The sequence below is a fragment of the Marinobacter guineae genome (genome assembly GCF_002744735.1).
Classification (GTDB): Bacteria; Pseudomonadota; Gammaproteobacteria; order Pseudomonadales; family Oleiphilaceae; genus Marinobacter; species Marinobacter guineae.
This window is the reverse complement of the sequence record NZ_KZ319340.1, coordinates 480,906-500,284: the sequence shown is the minus strand read 5'-3', so window position 1 is coordinate 500,284 and position 19,379 is coordinate 480,906. Positions and strand designations below refer to the sequence as shown.

Annotated in this window: 17 protein-coding genes; 7 read left to right on the top strand and 10 right to left on the bottom strand. The window is 57.4% G+C overall.

What is annotated here, in order from left to right; genetic code table 11:
• Window positions 1-10: 10 nt before the first annotated feature.
• The 3 genes from CLH62_RS10355 to CLH62_RS10345 are packed head-to-tail and all read right to left on the bottom strand — an operon-like array spanning window position 11 to window position 2,762.
• Window positions 11-538, bottom strand: a complete 528-nt coding sequence (locus tag CLH62_RS10355) for a response regulator (protein ID WP_099618081.1) — start codon at window positions 536-538, stop codon at window positions 11-13.
• Window positions 535-1,908: a response regulator c-di-GMP phosphodiesterase, NosR family gene (locus tag CLH62_RS10350; protein ID WP_099618080.1), complete on the bottom strand. Its 1,374-nt coding sequence runs from the start codon at window positions 1,906-1,908 to the stop codon at window positions 535-537. The genes CLH62_RS10355 and CLH62_RS10350 overlap by 4 nt, the downstream gene beginning before the upstream one ends.
• A gap of 2 nt (window positions 1,909-1,910) precedes the next feature.
• Window positions 1,911-2,762 carry an ATP-binding protein gene (locus CLH62_RS10345; RefSeq protein WP_228152823.1) on the bottom strand — a complete coding sequence of 284 codons (852 nt, stop codon included), beginning with the start codon at window positions 2,760-2,762 and terminating at the stop codon, window positions 1,911-1,913.
• A 261-nt stretch (window positions 2,763-3,023) separates the two neighbouring features.
• On the opposite strand from CLH62_RS10345, the gene CLH62_RS10340 reads away from it, so the two are divergent.
• Both CLH62_RS10340 and CLH62_RS10335 read left to right on the top strand, forming a co-directional pair.
• Window positions 3,024-3,728, top strand: a complete 705-nt coding sequence (locus CLH62_RS10340; RefSeq protein WP_211285728.1) for a DUF6901 family protein — start codon at window positions 3,024-3,026, stop codon at window positions 3,726-3,728.
• Window positions 3,729-3,833: 105 nt separating this feature from the next.
• Window positions 3,834-4,862, top strand: coding sequence for a GGDEF domain-containing protein (locus tag CLH62_RS10335; protein WP_099618078.1), 1,029 nt, complete (start codon window positions 3,834-3,836; stop codon window positions 4,860-4,862).
• On the opposite strand, the gene CLH62_RS10330 is transcribed toward CLH62_RS10335, so the two are convergent.
• Window positions 4,808-6,229, bottom strand: a complete 1,422-nt coding sequence (locus CLH62_RS10330; protein WP_099618077.1) for an MATE family efflux transporter — start codon at window positions 6,227-6,229, stop codon at window positions 4,808-4,810. The genes CLH62_RS10335 and CLH62_RS10330 overlap by 55 nt on opposite strands.
• 179 nt (window positions 6,230-6,408) lie before the next feature.
• On the opposite strand from CLH62_RS10330, the gene CLH62_RS10325 reads away from it, so the two are divergent.
• The 3 genes from CLH62_RS10325 to CLH62_RS10315 all read left to right on the top strand — a co-directional run bounded on the left by CLH62_RS10325 (window position 6,409) and on the right by CLH62_RS10315 (window position 10,575).
• Window positions 6,409-7,281: a DMT family transporter gene (locus CLH62_RS10325; protein WP_099618076.1), complete on the top strand. Its 873-nt coding sequence runs from the start codon at window positions 6,409-6,411 to the stop codon at window positions 7,279-7,281.
• Between the two features lie 154 nt (window positions 7,282-7,435).
• Window positions 7,436-9,010, top strand: coding sequence for a methyl-accepting chemotaxis protein (locus CLH62_RS10320; RefSeq protein ID WP_099618075.1), 1,575 nt, complete (start codon window positions 7,436-7,438; stop codon window positions 9,008-9,010).
• Between the two features lie 167 nt (window positions 9,011-9,177).
• On the top strand, window positions 9,178-10,575 hold the full coding sequence (locus tag CLH62_RS10315) for a sodium-dependent transporter (RefSeq protein WP_099618074.1): 1,398 nt from the start codon (window positions 9,178-9,180) through the stop codon (window positions 10,573-10,575).
• An 89-nt stretch (window positions 10,576-10,664) separates the two neighbouring features.
• On the opposite strand, the gene CLH62_RS10310 is transcribed toward CLH62_RS10315, so the two are convergent.
• From CLH62_RS10310 to CLH62_RS10285, 6 genes are all read right to left on the bottom strand, one after another.
• Window positions 10,665-12,239: a methyl-accepting chemotaxis protein gene (locus CLH62_RS10310; RefSeq protein ID WP_099618073.1), complete on the bottom strand. Its 1,575-nt coding sequence runs from the start codon at window positions 12,237-12,239 to the stop codon at window positions 10,665-10,667.
• A 223-nt stretch (window positions 12,240-12,462) separates the two neighbouring features.
• Window positions 12,463-13,053 carry a hypothetical protein gene (locus CLH62_RS10305; RefSeq protein WP_099618072.1) on the bottom strand — a complete coding sequence of 197 codons (591 nt, stop codon included), beginning with the start codon at window positions 13,051-13,053 and terminating at the stop codon, window positions 12,463-12,465.
• A 104-nt stretch (window positions 13,054-13,157) separates the two neighbouring features.
• Window positions 13,158-14,468 carry a TRAP transporter large permease gene (locus CLH62_RS10300; RefSeq protein ID WP_099618071.1) on the bottom strand — a complete coding sequence of 437 codons (1,311 nt, stop codon included), beginning with the start codon at window positions 14,466-14,468 and terminating at the stop codon, window positions 13,158-13,160.
• Window positions 14,465-15,019 carry a TRAP transporter small permease subunit gene (locus CLH62_RS10295; RefSeq protein ID WP_099618070.1) on the bottom strand — a complete coding sequence of 185 codons (555 nt, stop codon included), beginning with the start codon at window positions 15,017-15,019 and terminating at the stop codon, window positions 14,465-14,467. Before CLH62_RS10295 ends, CLH62_RS10300 begins: the two co-directional genes overlap by 4 nt.
• An 81-nt stretch (window positions 15,020-15,100) precedes the next feature.
• Window positions 15,101-16,147, bottom strand: a complete 1,047-nt coding sequence (dctP, locus tag CLH62_RS10290; protein WP_099618069.1) for a TRAP transporter substrate-binding protein DctP — start codon at window positions 16,145-16,147, stop codon at window positions 15,101-15,103.
• 242 nt (window positions 16,148-16,389) lie between these two features.
• Window positions 16,390-17,985, bottom strand: a complete 1,596-nt coding sequence (locus tag CLH62_RS10285; RefSeq protein ID WP_099618068.1) for a class I adenylate-forming enzyme family protein — start codon at window positions 17,983-17,985, stop codon at window positions 16,390-16,392.
• A 146-nt stretch (window positions 17,986-18,131) separates the two neighbouring features.
• Here CLH62_RS10285 and CLH62_RS10280 point away from each other — a divergent pair, with 146 nt between their 5' ends.
• On the top strand, window positions 18,132-18,932 hold the full coding sequence (locus CLH62_RS10280) for an SDR family NAD(P)-dependent oxidoreductase (RefSeq protein WP_099618067.1): 801 nt from the start codon (window positions 18,132-18,134) through the stop codon (window positions 18,930-18,932).
• On the top strand, window positions 18,932-19,372 hold the full coding sequence (locus tag CLH62_RS10275) for a PaaI family thioesterase (protein WP_099618066.1): 441 nt from the start codon (window positions 18,932-18,934) through the stop codon (window positions 19,370-19,372). Before CLH62_RS10280 ends, CLH62_RS10275 begins: the two co-directional genes overlap by 1 nt.
• Window positions 19,373-19,379 lie beyond the last annotated feature (7 nt).

Sequence of the window (19,379 nt, the reverse complement as noted above, 5' to 3'; positions counted from 1 at the left end):
GTTAACTTTTTCAGTCGTTGTTGGAAATCAACACCGATCCGTCGGCATCTCGCTGAACCCTGGTAATGCCGGGGTTTTCAGCTTCGAGTCTCAGCAGTTCCTGCTCCCGGGCCCTGAGCATGGCTTTCTGTGTGTCCACCTCGTTCTGCAATTGCCGGTTTTCCACCTTCAACTGGTACAGGTCGATAGCCGACTTGATGGTCGCAACCACTTCGTAGTCATTCCAGGGCTTTGACAGGTAACGGTAAACCTCGGCCTGGTTGATGGCCTTGATCATGGAGGTCCGGTCGCCGTGGGCACTCAAAACCAGACGCATGGCATCAGGCTGGCGTTGCTTGGCAAATTGCAGATAAGTTACGCCGTCTGCTGTGGGCATCTGGTAATCCGAAACAATAACGGCGTAGTTGTGTTCAAGCAGCCCACCCAGGGCAGATTCCACGTTGTCATACGTGTGCACTTCCCAGCCCTGGGGTTTCAGCAGTCGCCGCAGGGAACTGAGGATGTTGGGCTCATCGTCCACCAACTGGATTTTTATCATGGGTTTGTCTCCGTTGCCTCTTCAGGGCGGTGTACATACAAGGTGTAGCGGTGCCCATCCGGTTCGCCTTTTTCAAAGGCTGCGAGCTTGTCGATCAGAATTGATGTCAGTGCCTTGCCTTCATTCAGTAGCAGCATGCCAGAGGCGGCATACAGATTGCGGGCCAGTACCATGCCCGGTTCGAGGCGCAGGGTGTCCAGTACCAGAACGTCCGGGTCTTCATGGTCGATATCCGGCGCGACTTCGATCACCATTTCCAGAAACTGGTCGGCGATTTCCGGGTCGTACAACCGTTCCCGGTAGCGCTTGATCAGCTTGATGGCGTTATCTCTCGGTACTCTGCGTTCCAGAATCAGGCCGAACTGAAGTTCAATGAAGTCTACCGCCAGCCGAAGAATGCGCGCGCCAAGGGGAATGTCCTTGCCTTCCAGCCGGTCAGGAACGCCGTAGCCGTTCCACTTTTCTTGGTGGTGGCGGATGATTTTCGCGGTGTCTTTCAACGGCTCCAGAGCCATCAACAGTTGCTCGCCAGCTACCGGATACTTCATGTATTCCAGTCGCTGGTCCTTGCTGAGCAGATCCGAGGGCGCGGTAAACAGCTCATCCGGCCAACTGAGCTTGCCCAGATTGTAGAGGGCGGCCGCCATGGCGAGATTGCGGGCCAGCTCCTCATCCAGCTCATGGTAGTCGGCAAAGGCTTTGACCAGAGCGATCACCTTGGCGTTTGGCTGGCGATTGGCAGGCAGGCGCTTGTCAATCAGGGAAGAAAAAACCTCGGTTGTGGTCACATAGCTCTGGCGCAATTCCTGGTAGGCCAGGTCCAGCATATCCGTGGTTTCCCGGAGTTCTTCAGTGCGGGTGCGGACCTTCTGTTCCAGGGTTGCATTCAGCTCCTGAAGTTCCCGGTTCTGCTTGCGCGTCAGTTTTTCAAGTGCCAGCCGGCGACGTTCCGAGTGCTGAAAGGCCAGGGCCTGTCGAAGAACCAGGCGCAGTTCATCATCGTCCCAGGGTTTGCTGATGTAGCGGTAAATCTGGCCATCATTGATGGCGGAAATTGTCGAGTTGATGTCGGCATACCCCGTTAACAGGATCCGGATACACCAGGGGTAGCGTTTCTTGATGGTTGCCAGCAGGGTGGGTCCATCCATGCCCGGCATCCGGGCGTCGGAGATGACCAGATCAAAACGCCGGTCTTCCATCAACTGGATCGCTTCGTCGCCGGAGGTGGCCGTGGTCAGCTCATAGGGCTCCTTGCGCAGGACCCTTTTCAAGCTGCGCAGGATGTTCTCCTCATCATCCACCAGCAGCAGTCTCGCGCTCGTCGGAAGGGGTTCTTTGGTCGCCTCGGGTTGGGAAACAGAATCGCTCATGATCAACTGTCTTCAGGGGCCCGAGGCTGTTTGGCCGGGAGCGCGATTCGGAAGCAGGTGCCTTTGCCGAGGGCGCTCTCCACGTCAATACGGCCGTTATGCTTTTCAATGATGTTAAACGATAGCGACAGGCCGAGGCCGGTGCCTTTGCCTATGGGTTTGGTGGTGAAGAAAGGCTCGAAGATGCGGTTGATGTTGTCCTGTGAGATGCCCCGCCCCGTGTCTTCAATTTCAATGATAACCGTGTCGCCAGCTTCACGAGTCCGTATACGGATTTCACCGAAATCATCAATGGCGTGGGCAGCGTTGACCAGCAGGTTCATAACCACCTGATTGATCTGGGAGATAATGCATTCCACAGGCGGCAGATCGCCAAACTCCCGGGTTACTTCCGCTTTGTATTTGAGTTCGTTGTTTACAACATTGAGTGTGCTTTCAATGCCCCGCTGGATATCAGCCGGTTTGAATTCCTCCTCTTCAATGTGGGAGAAATCCTTCATGGCCGAGATGATGGTTTTTACCCTCTCAATACCTTCCCGGGATTCCGCCAGCAGGTCCTTGAGATCATGCCGGACAAACTCGTAATCAATGTTCTGTTTGATTGCCTTGAGACTGTCCAGGGAGTCCGCGGAGTCCACCGCATCGGTTAGCCGGAACAGGTCGGTCAGATAACTTTCGAGGCTCTGGAGGTTGGAGTAGACATAACCCACCGGGTTGTTAATCTCGTGGGCGACGCCAGCCGCCAGCTGGCCGATGGCGGCCAGCTTTTCCGATTGCAGTAGCTGCCGCCTGGCCTGCTCAAGCCGGGCGTTCATCATTTCCTGTTCTGACTGCGGGATAGCTGCCTTGGACATGGGCAATGCCTGCCTCGTCTCGATTGTATTGGTTAGCCGCGAAGCCTGCGGGTCATTTAAATTCATCCGCTATGAATTTTTATAGTTTTTGATCTGGCTCAAGTATAACGACTATGAAATTCTTGACTCGTTAACATTTGTATATTTGATAAGGAGTTAAGTTATGCAATACCTGCTGGCTATTGGAGCGTGGTTGCGTTAAAACAACCAGATTTGAGGTGTTCAGCCTGACATAGAACAATAAAATAAGGTTTATTCAGAATGAATCAATCAACGGTTGAGTATCATTTTCAGTTCCAGGACGGTACAACCTGGGCCTACCACATTGATGTGGAAGGCAAAGACCTGGTGCCGGAATTGCCGAAGACCGGGCCGGACTGGGCTCGCCTCGATTTCCACCGGTGCAGCCATTGCCCGCTCGCTGGCTCCGGGAAAACATACTGCCCTTATGCGCTCGCTCTCGTGGAGCCGGCGAGGAAAACTTCCCGGCTAGCCTCGCACGAACCTGTTGAGCTTACGGTTGTTAGCCGAGGCCGGCGTACCCAGGCCCAGACAACGCTTCAGCGCGCCATGAGCTCTCTGCTGGGGTTGATTGGCCCCTTTTCCGGCTGTCCGGTGACGGCCATTTTGCGGCCCATGGCTCGTTACCACCTGCCACTGAGCAGTGCTGATGAAACTCTCGCCCGGGTGTTCGGGACGTTTTTGGTTGGCCAGTATCTGAGAGGCCAGCACGGAAAAACGCCAGACTGGAACATGGACGGCCTACAGGGCATTTATCGTGATCTCCGGATCCTGAATCGTGCGATGAGCCAGCGTTTACAGGCGGGGCAGGACGAAGATGCGGGGGTAAACAGTTTTGTCTTGCTGGACGTGCTTGCTTCCGATGTTGGAGCGGTTCTTGAACAGTATGAGGGCGACTTGGATGAAGCTTTTCAGGAGTTTTTGGACCGGGAAGGCCAAACTTAGCCAACTATTTAAATATTGTAAAAAATCGTAGTTCCATAGCGACCATTCAAAATTCTTCAGCTACTCTGGGATCCTGAATGCCACTTTGTCGGACGATCACTCTGCATGCTCCATCGCCTCAAGACTGACTTTAGATTGTCGATTATTACCTTGCTAGGTGTCAGTGCGATCCTGGGCATTACTCCCTTCGCGGTGATGCGGTATTTTCAGGGTAACCTGCTGGCAGGGCTGGTCGACACGACGATTCTTTTGGGTATCACGGTAGTGCTGGTTTACGCTTGGGTAACCGGAGATACCCGCCGGAGCGGTCTGGTGCTTGCGTTCATTGCCTGCACCGGCGCGGTGGTGGTTGGTACTGTGGTAGGCGAGCCCGGGCTTTTCTGGCTCTATCCGTGCCTTGTGACGACATTCTTCCTGGCCAATCCCCGCATAGCCGTGTTCCTGAACGTCGCTTCGGTCGTTGCCCTGATGGTGCATGGTGGCGCCTTTCGGTCTGAGATCCAGATGTGGTCTTTCGCATCAACAGCCTTCGTGGTCAGCGCCTGCGCTTACGTGTTTGCACACAGGAACCATGACCAGCGGGAGCGTCTGGAACATCTGGCAACGATAGATCCGCTGACCGGCATCAAGAACCGGCGCTCAATGGATCAGGAGCTGGATCTGGCGGCGGCAAATGCCGAGCGGACAGGGTTGCCTTATGCCCTGGTGCTGCTGGATATCGATCATTTCAAGAAAATCAATGATGAGCACGGCCATGGTGTCGGCGATGACGTGCTCATTGAGATGGTTGAGCTGCTGCTGAAAAACACCCGAAAGTCAGACCAGTTGTTCCGTTTTGGCGGTGAGGAATTTGTACTGCTGTTGCCGGGGGTTGATGGCATCGGCCTGAAAGCGGTGATGAACAATCTTCAGCAGGTGCTGCGCAAGTATATGAAGCATCCCGGTGGTTCAGTGACCGCCTCATTTGGCGTGGCGCTACTTGAACATGGTGAGAGTGTCGACAGCTGGCTGGCCCGGGCGGATGCCGCGCTCTACGAGGCCAAGGAAACCGGCCGTGACCGGATCGTTTTTGCGGACCATCAGCGGGCGCCGGAATTGGCCGCAGCCACTGCCGGATCACCCTCTGGCGTGTAGAGGAACAGCCGCCAGCCGAGCAGGATACTTGCAGATATCAGTCCGCCGGTGAGACCTACCCAGAAGCCAGCCGCCCCCATCGCCGGTACCAGCCAGTTCGTGAAAGTCAGCAGGTAGCCCAGGGGCAGGCCCACGCCCCAGAATGAAAACAGCATGATGAACATCGGGAGGCGGGTATCCTTGTAGCCGCGCAAGGCGCTGATGCAGGTCACCTGAATGACATCGGCGATCTGGAAGATTGCGGCGAACACCAGCAGTCTTACGGTAACCGCCTGCACCTCCCTGTCGCTGGTATAAAGAGCGGAGATTTCCCGGGAAAATACGAACAGCAGAACCGCGAACACCAGCGCCGTTGCTGCCGCCAGAATCAGCGAACTTCTGGCAATCAGGCGTGCGGTATCCGGAGCATGGGCGCCCATCAGAAAACTGACCCGCAATGTCAGCGCCATGCCGATACTCAAGGGCAGCATGAACAATAGCGACACCACGTTCAGGGCAATCTGATGGCCCGCCACCACCACCGGGCCGAGCGGGGCCAGGAACAGGGCAATCACTGCGAACATGCTGGCCTCGACAAAAATAGTGAAGCCAATCGGAATGCCAATGCCCAGAATGTAGCGAATGCCCGCCAGGTCCGGTTTCACCCAGTCTGAAATCAGATGGAAATGCCGGTACACACGGCTGCGGTTGAGGTAAACCAGCAGCGCAATAGCCGCGACCCCGTTGGAAATCGAGGTGGCCCAGCCGCAGCCGATACCTCCCATGGCGGGCAGCCCGAGCTTGCCATAAATGAAGATGTAGTTCATGGGCAGGTTGATCAACGTACTGAGAATGGAAAACGCCATGATGACCCGGGTATGGCCGAGGCCATCGGTGAGCCCCCGAAGTGCCGTGATCAGCAGTAATGCCGGGACACCCCAGGCAAAGGCGTCCAGATAGCCCTGGGTGATGCGTGCCGTGTTGGCTTCCAGGTTGAGCATTGCCAGCACAGGGTGCACGTGGGTGAGCAGCAGGATCATGATGACGGAACCTACCGCCGCCAGATACAGGCCCTGCCAGGTGGCTGGCATGATTTTCTCAACCGCCCGGGCACCGTTGTAGCCGGAAATAATGGGTTGCAGAGCCCCGAGCATGCCCATGAAGAACAGGAACAGGGGCATCCACAGGCTGCTGCCAATACCCACGGCGGCCAGGTCTTCGGCACTGGCGTGCCCGGCCATGACCGTATCGATAACGCCGTTGGCCATCTGGGCAACCTGGGCGATCAGGATTGGCCCGCCAAGAATGGCCAGGGTTCGCCATTCTGTCAGTGTTCGGGCGACCAGTGGCTTGCGGGCTTCCGGTAAGGGCTGGTGGATTTCATCCATAGGGTGTTTTGTCCGGTCGTTCCTGGTTCGGGATTGCAAATATGTGGCTCAGCGCAGACCGGGCATGTTACCCGATTGGCCTGTATTGGCGCATCGGGGTTTGTCCTGCTCTCTGGCGCTGCAAGTTTCTCCCAAAACCGTTAAAGTACGCGCCTTGTTCACAACAGATGGCAGTGGCGATGGGACTTCTGGTTTTTGTTACGGTTCTGTGGGCGTTTTCCTTCAGCCTGATCGGCGAGTTTCTGGCCGGGCAGGTAGACAGCGACTTTGCGGTGCTCAGCCGTGTGCTGCTTGGTGCCTTGGTGTTTTTACCATTTACCCGCTGGCGGGGTGTGCCTTCCGGTCTGAAGCTGGGCATTCTGGCCACCGGGATGTTGCAGTTCGGTATTACCTACCTGTGCCTGTATCGCTCCTTCAGTTACCTGACCGTGCCGGAAGTGTTGCTGTTTACTATCTTCACTCCGTTATACGTGACCCTGCTTGACGATGCCCTGTTCCGCCGCTTCTCGCCGGTGGCACTGCTGGCGGCGGCCATTGCCACGGTGGGCGCTGGCATCATTCGCTATGACGGATTGAGTGAGGACTTCATTACCGGCTTTTTGCTGCTCCAGGTGGCAAACTTCACCTTCGCTGCCGGCCAGGTTGGCTATAAGCACGTGATGCAGCATTTCCCGACAGGAATACCGGCCTACCGGACCTTCGGCTATTTCTTCATTGGCGCGCTGGTCATTGCCTTGCCATCCTTCCTGATTTTCGGCAATGCCGACCGTTTGCCAACCACTTCCGTGCAGTGGGGTATTCTGGCCTGGCTGGGGCTCGCTGCTTCCGGTATGGGCCTGTTCCTGTGGAACCGCGGCGCCTGTGTTGTGGATGCCGGTACGCTGGCCATCATGAACAATGCGCTCGTGCCTGCGGGGCTGATCGTGAACCTGCTGATCTGGAATCGCGATGCAGACCTGTTGCGCCTCGCCCTTGGCGGTGGCGTTATTGCCTTTTCCCTCTGGGTAAACGCCCGCTTCCACCCACGGGCGCGGCTCGCCGTTTCGACATAAGTCTCTGCACGGATTAAGGTTCTCCGAATCTCTGCCGTTACACTCCTACACGCAGGGTAACCTTTGACGAATATCAATGATATTCATCCGGGGTTACCATTGCGTCCCTGTTTGTGCCCCTGTGGTCAGCCCTGAAGTCAGAAGGTCCCTTTATATGCGTAAGAATCTCCCGGTAACCCAGCGTGAAGTGAAAATGCGTAAAGGCGGGCGGCTGATTACCACCACGGACCCGAAAGGGGTGCTTACCTACTGCAACGACGAGTTTGTGGAAATCAGCGGCTTTTCCCGGGATGAGCTGATTGGCCAAGCCCATAACATTATCCGCCATCCGGACATGCCCCCGGCAGTATTCAAGGATATGTGGGAATATCTGAAGGCCGGCAAGGCCTGGATGGGGGTGGTCAAGAATCGGGCGAAAAACGGTGACCACTATTGGGTCAGTGCCTATGTGACTCCCATTCGCGAAAACGGTCAGATGGTAGGCTATGAATCGGTCCGGGTTGAGCCGGCACGGGATCAGATCGCCCGCGCCGAGCGGCTTTACGGGAAGATCTCCGCTGGGAATTTGTCCTCCTCGTTCAGAAATCGCGCCCTCTCGATGCTTCGTTCCGGCTGGCCGTTCCTGCTGTCGCTGGTCCTCAGCCTGGTGGCTCTGAAGGTCAACCAGCCGTGGCTGGCGGTGGGCCTCATTGTTGCGGGTCATGCCCTGGGATTCGGCCTGGTGTTCAGCTCTCTGTCTGCCCGCCTACGCAAATTGCTGGATCTCCGGCCGGATGCCTTCAGTGATCCGATCGTCGCCCGCACCTACAGCGACGAGCGCGGACTGTTCTCACAGCTCTCCCTGCTGCTGGTCAGTGAGGAGGCCCGGGTTCGTACCGCTTTGGCGCGAATTGATGATCAGGCAGAGCTGCTCTACGAACAGGCGAGGGCATCTCACGGCTATATCAGTGAAGGGGCATCTGCTATTGCCCGGCAGCGGGCGGAAACCGACCAGACCGCCTCGGCCATCAACGAGATGACGGCGTCGATCCAGGAGGTTGCCGAATCGGTTACCAGCAATGCCCGGGAGGCCGAGGAAGCCAATCGGCTGGCGGGTGTTGGCAGTGACCGCAGTGCCGAAGCGCTGGTTGCCATTGAAGAGCTGGTTTCCCGCGTCAACGGAATCGGTACAACCATCGGCAAGCTGGGTGAGTCCACCAAGAGTATTGGCGAGGCGGCCAACCTGATTTCCGAGATTGCCGATCAGACCAACCTGTTGGCGCTGAATGCGGCCATTGAAGCCGCCCGTGCGGGTGAGCAGGGTCGTGGCTTTGCCGTGGTGGCGGATGAAGTGCGCTCTCTGGCCCGTCGCACGAGGGACTCTACGGTCCATATCCAGGATGTAATCGACGACTTCAGGCAGCAGGTGGACTCGGCGGTTCAGGCAACCCGCGATGGTGAGGCCGTGGCCGGCCGTGGACTGGAAAAGGTCAGCGAAGCTGAGAGATCCCTGCGGGATATTGTTACTTCCATACAGACCATTTCAGACAGCTTTATCAATATGTCCGCAGCGTTTGAGGAACAAAGTCAGGTATCTGATGAAATAAACCGCCAGATCACCAATATTGCCGAGCTGGCCGATCACAGTGACGCTCAGGCCGTGTCGGCGAAACAGAGCAGTGACCGGCTCAGCGCCATGTCCCGTGGTCTGAAGGACCTGATTGGCAGGTTTATTAGTAAAAACGGCTAGTTAGGTTTCCCTTCCCCAGCCGGCGGACCGGATTGTTCCGGTTACGCCGGTTGCCAGCACTGGCATCGAAAAGCCAGTGCTGGCAGAATCCCGCCCCAATTGCCCCGGCAGCGCCGTGGCTCTCCCTTTTCAAAGACATTCCTCAGCCAAAAGCACAGGAACACAACATGACTCAGTCCAACTCGGTTTCGGGTAACGGTGCAGGGGCCGCTCGTGGTCTCTGGTCCTCCCGGTTGGCGTTTATTCTGGCGGCAACCGGCTCTGCCGTTGGTCTCGGTAATATCTGGAAATTTCCCTATGTCACCGGCGAAAACGGTGGTGGCGCCTTTGTACTGGTGTATCTGCTGTGTATAGCAGTCATCGGTATTCCGATCATGATGGCGGAGGTGTTCATCGGCCGGAATGGCCGCCATAACCCCATCACCAGCATGCGCCTGGTCGCCGAGCGCAATCTCAGTTCTCCGGGCTGGCGGATCTCCGCGATCATCGGGATGATCGCCGCGTTTGTTATTTTGTCCTTCTATTCCGTTATTGGCGGTTGGGCAGCGTCCTACGTAGGCCACGCCGCCATGGGCGATTTTACAGGCGGAACTGCTGAGTCCATCGGTGATCTGTTCGGTAATCTGCTGGCCAGTCCCGGCCAGTTGCTGCTTTGGCACACCCTCTTCATGGCACTGGTGATTCTGGTGGTTTCCCGGGGCCTCAAGAGTGGTCTGGAGCGGGCTGTGACCATTCTGATGCCGGCTCTGTTTGTGCTGCTGCTGGTCGCGGTTGGCTACGCCACCACGACTGGTCACTTTGGTGAGGCGGTGAGCTTCCTGTTCACCCCGAATTTCGGAGCGCTCTCGATTAACGGGGTTCTGATTGCTCTGGGTCATGCCTTCTTCACCCTCAGCCTGGGTATGGCGATCATGATGGCCTACGGCTCCTACCTCGGCCGGGACATTTCCATCGGCCGCACCGCCGTTAGTGTGGCGCTTATGGATACCGTGGTAGCGCTGCTGGCCGGCCTGGCGATTTTCCCGGTGGTGTTCGCCAATGGCCTGGAAGCCAGCGCCGGCCCTGGCCTGATCTTCCAGACCCTGCCGCTGGCCTTTGGCAACATGCCCATGGGCAGCCTGTTTGGCACGCTGTTTTTCGTCCTACTGCTGTTCGCCGCCTGGACCTCCGGTATCTCCCTGCTGGAGCCGGTGGTCGAGTGGGTGGAAGAGAAGACCAGCATGGCCCGCTCTGGTAGTGCCATCCTGGTTGGTGTACTTTGCTGGGCCCTCGGTATTGCCTCGATCCTGTCCCTGAACGTCTGGGCGGATATTACCCCGCTGGCGATGTTCGAGCGCTTCGAAGGCAAGACCATTTTCGATCTTCTGGACTTCTTTACCGCCAACGTATTGCTGCCACTGTCCGGTCTGCTGACTGCGGTGTTTGTCGGCTGGTTCGTTGCCAGGGAGTCGCTGAAAAAGGATCTGGCCCTGGAAGGCGGTGCCTTTACCCTTTGGTACAACCTGATCCGGTTTGCCACGCCCATCGCGGTTGCGGTTGTCTTTGTTTACAACCTGACGGCGTGAAGACTGCCTGAGCCGGCTTGCTGACCGGCGGTGCAGAAAAAAGCCCGGCGGGTTTTACCGTCGGGCTTTTTTGTCTTCGCGTGTCTGAATCAGACTTTGAATCGGGCTATCTGAGTGCTCAGGCCCTCTGCCAGCCTCGCAAGTTCTTCACTGGCTGCGGAAACCTGCTCTGTGGAAGCAGCGGACTGATCGCCGACATCCCGGATCTGGGTTACGTTCTGGTTGATGTCCTCAGCCACCGAACTTTGTTCTTCGGCAGCTGTGGCAATCTGGCTGTTGTACTGGCGGATTTCCTCAACTGCAGCTGCCATCTCCTGGATGGTGGTACCCGCAAGCTCCGCCCGTTCCAGTGTCTGTTCTGCAAGTGTGCTTCCTTTCTCCATGCTGGAAACCGATGTTGCCGCACTGGTGACAAGGTTGCTGATCAGGGTTTCAATCTCGGTTGCAGAGCTTTGGGTTCGTTGTGCCAGTGACCGGACTTCATCCGCCACTACGGCAAATCCCCGGCCCTGTTCTCCGGCGCGGGCAGCTTCAATGGCCGCATTCAACGCCAGCAGGTTGGTCTGTTCAGCAACCGATTTAATCACATCCAGCACGGTACCGATGTTGTTGGTTTCAGCCTGCAGGCTGTTGAGTTGCTTCGTCACCTCAGCGCTTTGTTTGTTCAGATCCGCAACAAACTCAAGGGTTTCCCTGACGGCCTTTTCACCACTTCCGGACTTCTCACTGGCATGGTTGGCAGCCTGGAAGGCGGCTTCGGCGCTCTTTGCCACTTCGTTGACGGTGGCCACCATCTCATTCATGGCAGTGGCGACCTGGTCAGTCTGGCTTTGTTGTTCTGCCACACCCTGGCTGGTCTGGTTGGTTACGGTGGACAGCTCCTCTGAGGACGAGGCAATACTGGATGCGCCGGTATCGATCTCGCGTACCAGTTCCCTGAGGTTGGTCACCATGGTCCCGAATGCAGCTAGTAACTGACCGAACTCGTCACCCCGCTGGCTGTGAATGTCCACGGTAAGGTCGCCCGAGGCCACCTTGTTGGCGATACCAACTGCTTCGTTAATGGGGCCAGTGATTGCCCGGGTGAGGATCCAAGCTACGGTGATGGCGATGAGGATCGCGACGACGGTCACTACAATGATTTCAGTCACTGTCAGATCGTATCGTTCTGCCATCAGCGTCTGTTCCCGCTTTTTCAGCTCCTCGGTCTGGTCAATGGCATTGCGGGCCGCGGCGAGCATTTGCTCTTCAATGGATGAAACGATTTCAGGCTGCGCGGAAATATTGGCTTCGTATTTTTGCAGAAGCACCTTGTAAGATCGGATGTCCGTCAATATCCGCTCTACCAGTTGGCGGTCTTCAGCTTCTTCGATCATTCCCATGAGCGGTGTCAGGGCTTTATCAGCCTTATCTGCAAGCTCAACGGCACGGTTGATAAACTGAGTGCCTCTTCGAAGCTGGAAATTCTTTTCCTCTGTTCGTGCGTCCAGCAGAGCAATTTCGACGGCATTGGCCTGTTCCACGATTAATGCCCGCTGATTGTATTCGTCGAGTGAAGAGATACTGACGGCGGAGATGATGATTAGAAGAAGGAGAAGAATGGTGAAACTCGCTGCGAGTTTTTTGCCCACGGCAAGATTTCCCAGGAAATTTCGTAACAACATTTGGCGCCCCTTTGAAAAAGTTAGCGAAGCAAGAAGTTTTATTCCTGACACTTATCCTACGGCACTAAAACCAGGAACTTTAGTTATTAGCCGCGTGTAAAGCCGCCGGTGAGGCAGGCTTTCCGGGGGAACGATAATCAATATGGGGGGAGGCGATTCAGAGAGTTCGAGAAAACCGACAACCCTTCAAGGAGCGTTATCGGTTTTAGATGTAACCCACTTATCAGTTTTGGTCGTCCGATAGGCGGCGCAATGCGTCAGCGTGAGGGCGGACCGCTTCCACATCTTCCGGAGGCGCGTTGCTTGCACTTTGCATTGCACCCATAGCGCTTTCCATCATCGCGCGCATCTGGGCTTTCTGTTCGGCGGTCATATCGGGGTTGTTTTCAATCTCCGCCAGGGCAGCGTTCATCTCCTGCCGGGCGGCCGGGTTCTGCTGTTCCATCTCAATGGCCATCCAGGCCTGGAAAACCCTGTCACCAGTGGATGCCCATTCCTCGAGGTTGCTGAAGCCATGATCCCGGGCGAGCTCTTCAAGGCGGCTGTAGGCCTCATGGCCTTTCAGCTCGTCCAGTGAATCCGAAAAGATGCGGGAGAAATCCGGCATAGTGCCGTCGTCTTCCCCATCCATTTCATCGCTGAGATCCTCGAACTCGGGCTCGAGTTTTTCTGCGGCTTTGAGGCTTTCAATAAAAGAAGAAATTTTTTGATCGGACAGGCTTTGGGCGTGGCTGCTGACGGAAAAAATTGTGAACAGGGCAAGCAACATTGCGATTGCGGCACTGCGGAGCAAAGCAGGTGATTGTTTGGGCATAAGCGTCTCTCCTTGTGGGGGAGCCTCCGGTTCCCTTGTTCCGGAGGCTCATTGAGATTAGCGCTTACTGATGTTGCCTGGCAACTCCCGGGTTTGTATCAGTCTCAGAAGAACTGATCCGGCAGCCAGGTGGCGATTTCCGGGAAGATCATGATGATGGCAATGGCCAGGATCTCGATCAGCACAAACGGAATCACCGAAGTGTAGATGTCCTTCATGGTAATGCCCGGTGGCACCACGCCCTTGAGGTAGAACAGGTTAAAGCCGAAGGGCGGGGTCTTGTAGCCGATTTCCATGTTGATCACGAACAGGATGCCGAACCAGATTGGGTCGAACCCCAGTGATTTCACGATGGGCATGAAGACCGGCAGGGTGATCAGCATGATACCTACCGGGTCCAGTACCATGGCCAGGAAGAAGATGATCACCATCATGGCAATGATGATGCCCCAGGGGCCGCCGGGGATATACTGGATCAGACCTTCAATCAGTGCTTGGGCGCCCATGCTTTGGTAGGCCGCACTGAAGGCGTGGGCGGCAAACAGGATCCACATGATCATACCGGTAAGTTTGAAGGTGCGGATGGCCGCGTCCTGCATGACCGACCACTTCAATTCCCCATAGACTGCCGCCGAGATCAGTGCACCGAGTACCCCCATGGCGGCGGCTTCCGTGGGCGTGGTAATACCGCCGATGATCGAGCCCAGCACCATTACCACAACACCGATTGGCAGCAATACGGCCCTCAGGGCGCGCAGTTTTTCCGGCCAGGTGCCCCGGTCTTCTTTGGGCAGGGCCGGAGCCAGGTGCGGCTGGAGATTGGCGCGCACAACAATGTAGATGGAGGTCAGCACCATCAACAACACTCCGGGCATAATGCCGGCGGCGAACATCTGGCCTACGGACACCCCGGTAATCAGGGCGTACAGGATCATCAGGATGCTGGGCGGGATCAGGATGCCCCAGCCGCCACCAGTGTTAATCACGCCAAGGGCCATCTTGCGATCGTAGCCCCGCTCCAGCATGGACGGCAGGGCAATGGTGCCCATGGCCACCACCGCCGCACCGCTGATACCCACCATGGCGGCAAAGACCGCACAGATGGCCAGGGTGCCCAGAGCCAGGCCACCCCGAAGGCCACCAAACCACAGGTGCATCATCCGGTAGAGGTCTTTTGCGACACCGGTGCGTTCCAGCACCATGGCCATGAACACGAACAGGGGAATGGCCACCAGGGTAAAGCTGGCCATTGTGCCCGAGATCTGCGAGACCACCATGTAAAAGGAATCGAAGCCCCAGGTGAAGTACAGGAACACCACCGATACGCCCCCGAGCACAAAGGCCAGGGGCAAACCCAGGAGCAGGAAGAACAGCAGCGAGCCGAAGAACAGCAGGGTCAGTATTTCAATGCTCACAGGTACTCTCCTTCGGAGTCTTCAGGCTCTTCCCGGGCCGGTTGGTAATAATCCAGGTTGAAGGCGATCGCGATGTCTTCCAGCAGTTTCACCAGACCCTGTAACACCAGCAGGCCGGTCCCGATCGGGATGGCCAGCTTGACGGGCCAGACCGGCGGGTTCCACGCGGAATAGGAGGTTTCCCAACTGGCAATGGATTCGCTGGCGACATCAATGCCGAACCAGAGCAGTGCCAGGGTAAAGATGAAAAAAACGACCGATGTAATAATGTCCATGACGGCGCGTTTTCTGGGAGCGAGGTGAGAGTGGAGCAGATCCACGTTCACGTGACCCCGGTGGGCCATGATGTAACCGCCAGACATGATGGCATAGACCCCGAACAGCATCTGAGAGAGTTCGTTGGTCCAGACCGTGGGCGAGTTGAGCAGGTAGCGGAAACCGACTTCCAGCAGCAGGAAGCCGAACATGGCAAACACCAGTAGCGCAATCCCGCGCCCGATAAAATCATTGAGACGGGTGACCCCTCTCATGAATGTTGTCAGCACACTCATGACACGCTCCGGCAAATCGTTGGTTTTCAGGGGAAAGAAAGCCGGGGCATGCCCCGGCTTGGTTTCAGCAGCTGACTGCTCTTACAGGTAACCCAGATCGGTCAGGAAACCTTTCAGCATTTCCAGTGCCTTCTCGGCCTTCTCGCCGCGCTTGCCTTCTTCATCCCACAGTTTCTGGGCGGTCTGGGCCAGCTTCTGCTGAACGTCCTGGGGCAGCGTATTCACCTCAACACCGAATTCCGCCTGGGCTTTCGCCAGTGCCAGCTGTTCCTTGTACTGGTATTCGTTGGTGCGCACCCAGAACTGCTCGGCAAGGGCATCCTTGACGATCTTCTGCATGTCTTCCGGCAGCTTGTCCAGGGCTTTCTGGCTGACAATGATCACGTCGGTACCGGCAATGTTGAGCGCGGGCTGAACGTGATACTTGGCCACCTCATAGAGGCCCATGCTGAGCGCGCCCTGTGCAGCGCCCCAGTGGGCTCCATCGACAATACCCGAATCCAGCGCGGAATAGAGCTCACTTCCCGGGATGTAGGAGGCGGCGGCACCAGCTTCGGTCAGAAAGGTCTGCAGGGCACCGGATGAGCGAATTTTCAGGCTGGTGAAGTCTTCCCAGCTTTTGATCGGCTTCTTGACCACCATTTCGGTGGGATAGACCTTGTCGGTCGCCCAGTAGACGCCGTATTGCGCCGCTTCTTCGCGCAGCATGGCTTCAAAGCCCATGTTCTGGTGGAAATAGGCAGCCTCCCAGACATTGCGGAAGGCAAACGGCAGGCCAGAGGCGATGCCGGCCAGGGAGATCTTGTCTTGGGCATAGGACGGTGAAATCGTGCCCATTTCCAGAATGCCGCGGCTGACGGCATTAAATGTGTCTGTTGCCTTGAACAGGGCGCCGGCCTCGAACAGCTGGAGCTTCAGGCGGCCATCGGTGCGCTCTTCCAGTACCCGTTTGAGTCTGCCCAGGCTGTCAGTATAAGAGCTGCTGGAACCGGGCCAGTGCGACTGGACCTTCCAGGTAACGGCATCCTGGGCGGCAGCGGGCGTGGCGACGAGGGCTGCCGACAGGCCAAGGGTCATTGCCGAGGCAAAGACGGTCAGTTTTCTTCGGGCGTTGGTAAACAAAGTCATGGTTGGCCTCATTCGTTGTTGTACTTGTGCATTAATGGCTTTTTGTTTATGACCAATGGGTCTTTCTTTGTTTCACTGTGCAGAACTAATGACTGCATGGTGAATTGGAGTTCTCTGAATCTAACACATGTCTTGTTTTTTGCAATAGCAGGTTGATCGGTCCCTCATTACGGAGTGTTAGTGAAGGATAGCCCAATGGCTGATACCAGGCAGAATCACGGGGCACCCTACCTTTCGTAGCCTCAGGTTCCGGCCCAGTAGGGCGCCCGAAGTTCGCGTTTCAGCACCTTGCCGATGGCGGAACGGGGCAGCGTGGTCCGGAATTCGATGGCCGCAAGGCGCTGGGATTTACCCAGCTGGCGGTTGGCCCACTCCAGGATCGCGGTTTCGGTTTCGTCCTGGCCGGGTCGGATGACCACCAGGCCCAATGGCGTCTCCCCCCATTGTTCGCTGGGAATGCCGATCACCGTGGCGTCGGCGACCGCCGGGTGCGCCAGCAGCACTTTTTCCAGGTCCACCGGGTAGACGTTAAAACCACCGGAGATGATCATGTCCTTCCGGCGATCGAGGATGTAAATAAAGCCGTCCTCGTCAATTCGCCCCATGTCACCGCTGCGGTAAAACACCTTGCCCTGCGGGCTCGTCCAGAGCATCTCCCGAGTCTGCTCGGGGCGATTCACATAGCCTCGCATCATGGAAATGGCACGGCCCACGATCTCACCGGTGGCGCCCCGGGGCAGCTCACGATCATCCTCGCCAATCACCCGTACCTCGGCGCCTTGGGTGGGCACTCCAACCGAGTCCCATTTGTCCGGGTGGGCAGCGCAATCAAGGCTGGTGGATATGCCACCTTCGGTGAGGCCGTAAACTTCCCGGAGATTGCCGGGCCAGCGCGCCATGGCGTCGGCAATCACCGCGGACCGCAACGGGGCACTGGTGCAGAGCTTGAGCTTGAAGCTGGAGAGGTCAAACCGGTCAAAATCCGGCTCCGCGAGAATTCGCTGGTACTGCACCGGTACCAGCATGGCGTGGGTTACCCGGTGGGTTTCAGCCAGCTCCAGGAAACGGCGGGCATCGAATTTCGCCATCAGCACCAGGGTGCCGCCGTGATAGAGCGTGGGCAACACCGAAACCAGGGTGGTGTTTGAGTAGAGGGGCGTTGACACAAGGTTGATCGCATCGCCGTCCAGCCCGTAGCGGCTCATCCTTACCATCTGCCGCTGGCGGAAGCGGTAATCGTGCAGGATGCCCTTGGGCGTGCCCGTGGTGCCGGAGCTGTAAATGATGTTGAACGGGTCATCCAGAGTGACCGGTTCGGGGTGGGCGGTGGTAGTGGCCGGCGCCAGCCAGTCAACAAGCTGGTAACCGGCTCCGTCCAGTGGGCCACCCAGACTGATAATGCGCTCCGTCGGTACGCTGGTGAGTTGGCCCCGCAAGGCGATGAGTAGCGCCTGATGGTGACCGGACACGAACAGGAAGCGTGCCTGGCAATCCGCCACCATCATGGCCAGCGCTTCGGCACTGGCCATGCCGGACAGCGGCACCATGCAGCCCCCGGCCACCAGTGTGCCCAGGTAAAGTGCGACATCGTCGCGGCCAGTACCGCACAATGCTGCCACCGACTCTCCCGGCTGCAGACCCGCCTCACGCAACCGGTTGGCAATGCGGTTGACCTGATCGACAAGGCCGCGCCAGTCCAGAGTGCCCTGTTCATCGATGATTGCCGGGTGGCTGCCCCGGGTTTGGGCGTAGTGCTGTATGCGATGTCCGATTGCGTCCATGGACTCACTGGGATCGATCGGCGCGTAGACCGGCATATCTGGCTTCCCGCTTTCCATTTTTTGCCTCTTCGGTGTTATCGTGTTTTATCTAGTGAAATTAACTTCCGAATATATTGACTCAAAACCGGAAGGCGTGACAAATTACCTGAACAGAAAGACCCCAACACCATCAACAATAATGAGACAGTCCGGGGAGCATGGGTATGGGACGGTTTGATCAACGGGTGGCCATTGTCACTGGCGCCGGCAGCGGCAGCGGCATCGGCCGGGCAACAGCCCTGCGGTTGGCCCGGGAGGGTGCCTCAGTGATCCTGGCAGACACCTCGGACGCAGGCCTGGTGGAAACCGAAAACCAGCTGCCCGAGGGCACCGATTGCCTGCGACGGCTGGTGGATGTGGCTGACGAAGCCCAGGTGGCAGCCCTGGTGAACGAGACCATGGCGACGTTCGGGCAGATCGACGTGCTCTGCAATATTGCCGGCATTGCCAGCACCGGCAAGGGTCACCCACCGGTTACCGGAAACGACCGTGCCGAGTGGGACCAGGTGTTGTCGGTGAATCTGGTGGGCACCATGCTGCTGATCAAACACGTGGCGCCGCACATGCAGGCCCGCAAGCTCGGTGCCATCGTCAACACCGCCTCGGTGGCGGGCATCCGGTCCGGCGCTGGCGGCAATGCCTACAGTGCCTCCAAAGCCGGCGTAATCAACCTGACCATGACCGCCGCCTGTGATCTGGGCAGCGACAACGTGCGGGTGAACGCGGTGTGTCCCGGCCTGGTGGAAACCGGCATGACCCGGGCGGTGTTCGACTACGCCCGAGCCAATGAAAAAGCCCATAAGCTCGGGGCCCGTTGCGAGCTGCGCCGGTATGGCAACCCCGAGGAAATCGCTGCGGCTATCCTGTTTCTTGCCAGCGACGATGCCAGCTACATCACCGGTCAGTCCCTGCCCGTGGACGGTGGTAATACCGCGTCCCTTAACCTGCCAGGAATGAAAGTGTAATGAGTGAGCAAGAGCCCCTGTTTACCGATGGAAAAGACCTGCCCGGCTTTCACAGCCTGCTGGGTTATCGTCAGGTGTCCTGGGAAGAGAATGAGGCGGTGCTGGAGCTGGAACTGCAACCCCGGCACCTGAATCTGGGTGGAGTGATCCACGGCGGTGTGCTCACCTCGCTGCTGGACATTGTGCTGGCCCAGGCGGGCACCCATTGCCCCTACCCCGGGCGGATGCGCAAAGCCATTACCCTGTCCCTGACCACCACCTTCACCGGGCAGTGTTCTGGCGGAACCATAAAGGTCACCGGTCGCAAGCGCGCCGGAGGCACTCGCATTTTCAACAGCACCGGCGAGGTTCATGACGACAAGGGCAACCTGCTGGCCATCGCCGAGGGCACTTTCCGGATTCGGTCCGGCAGCGACAAGCCAGAGGGCGTTCCTATCTGACGGAACG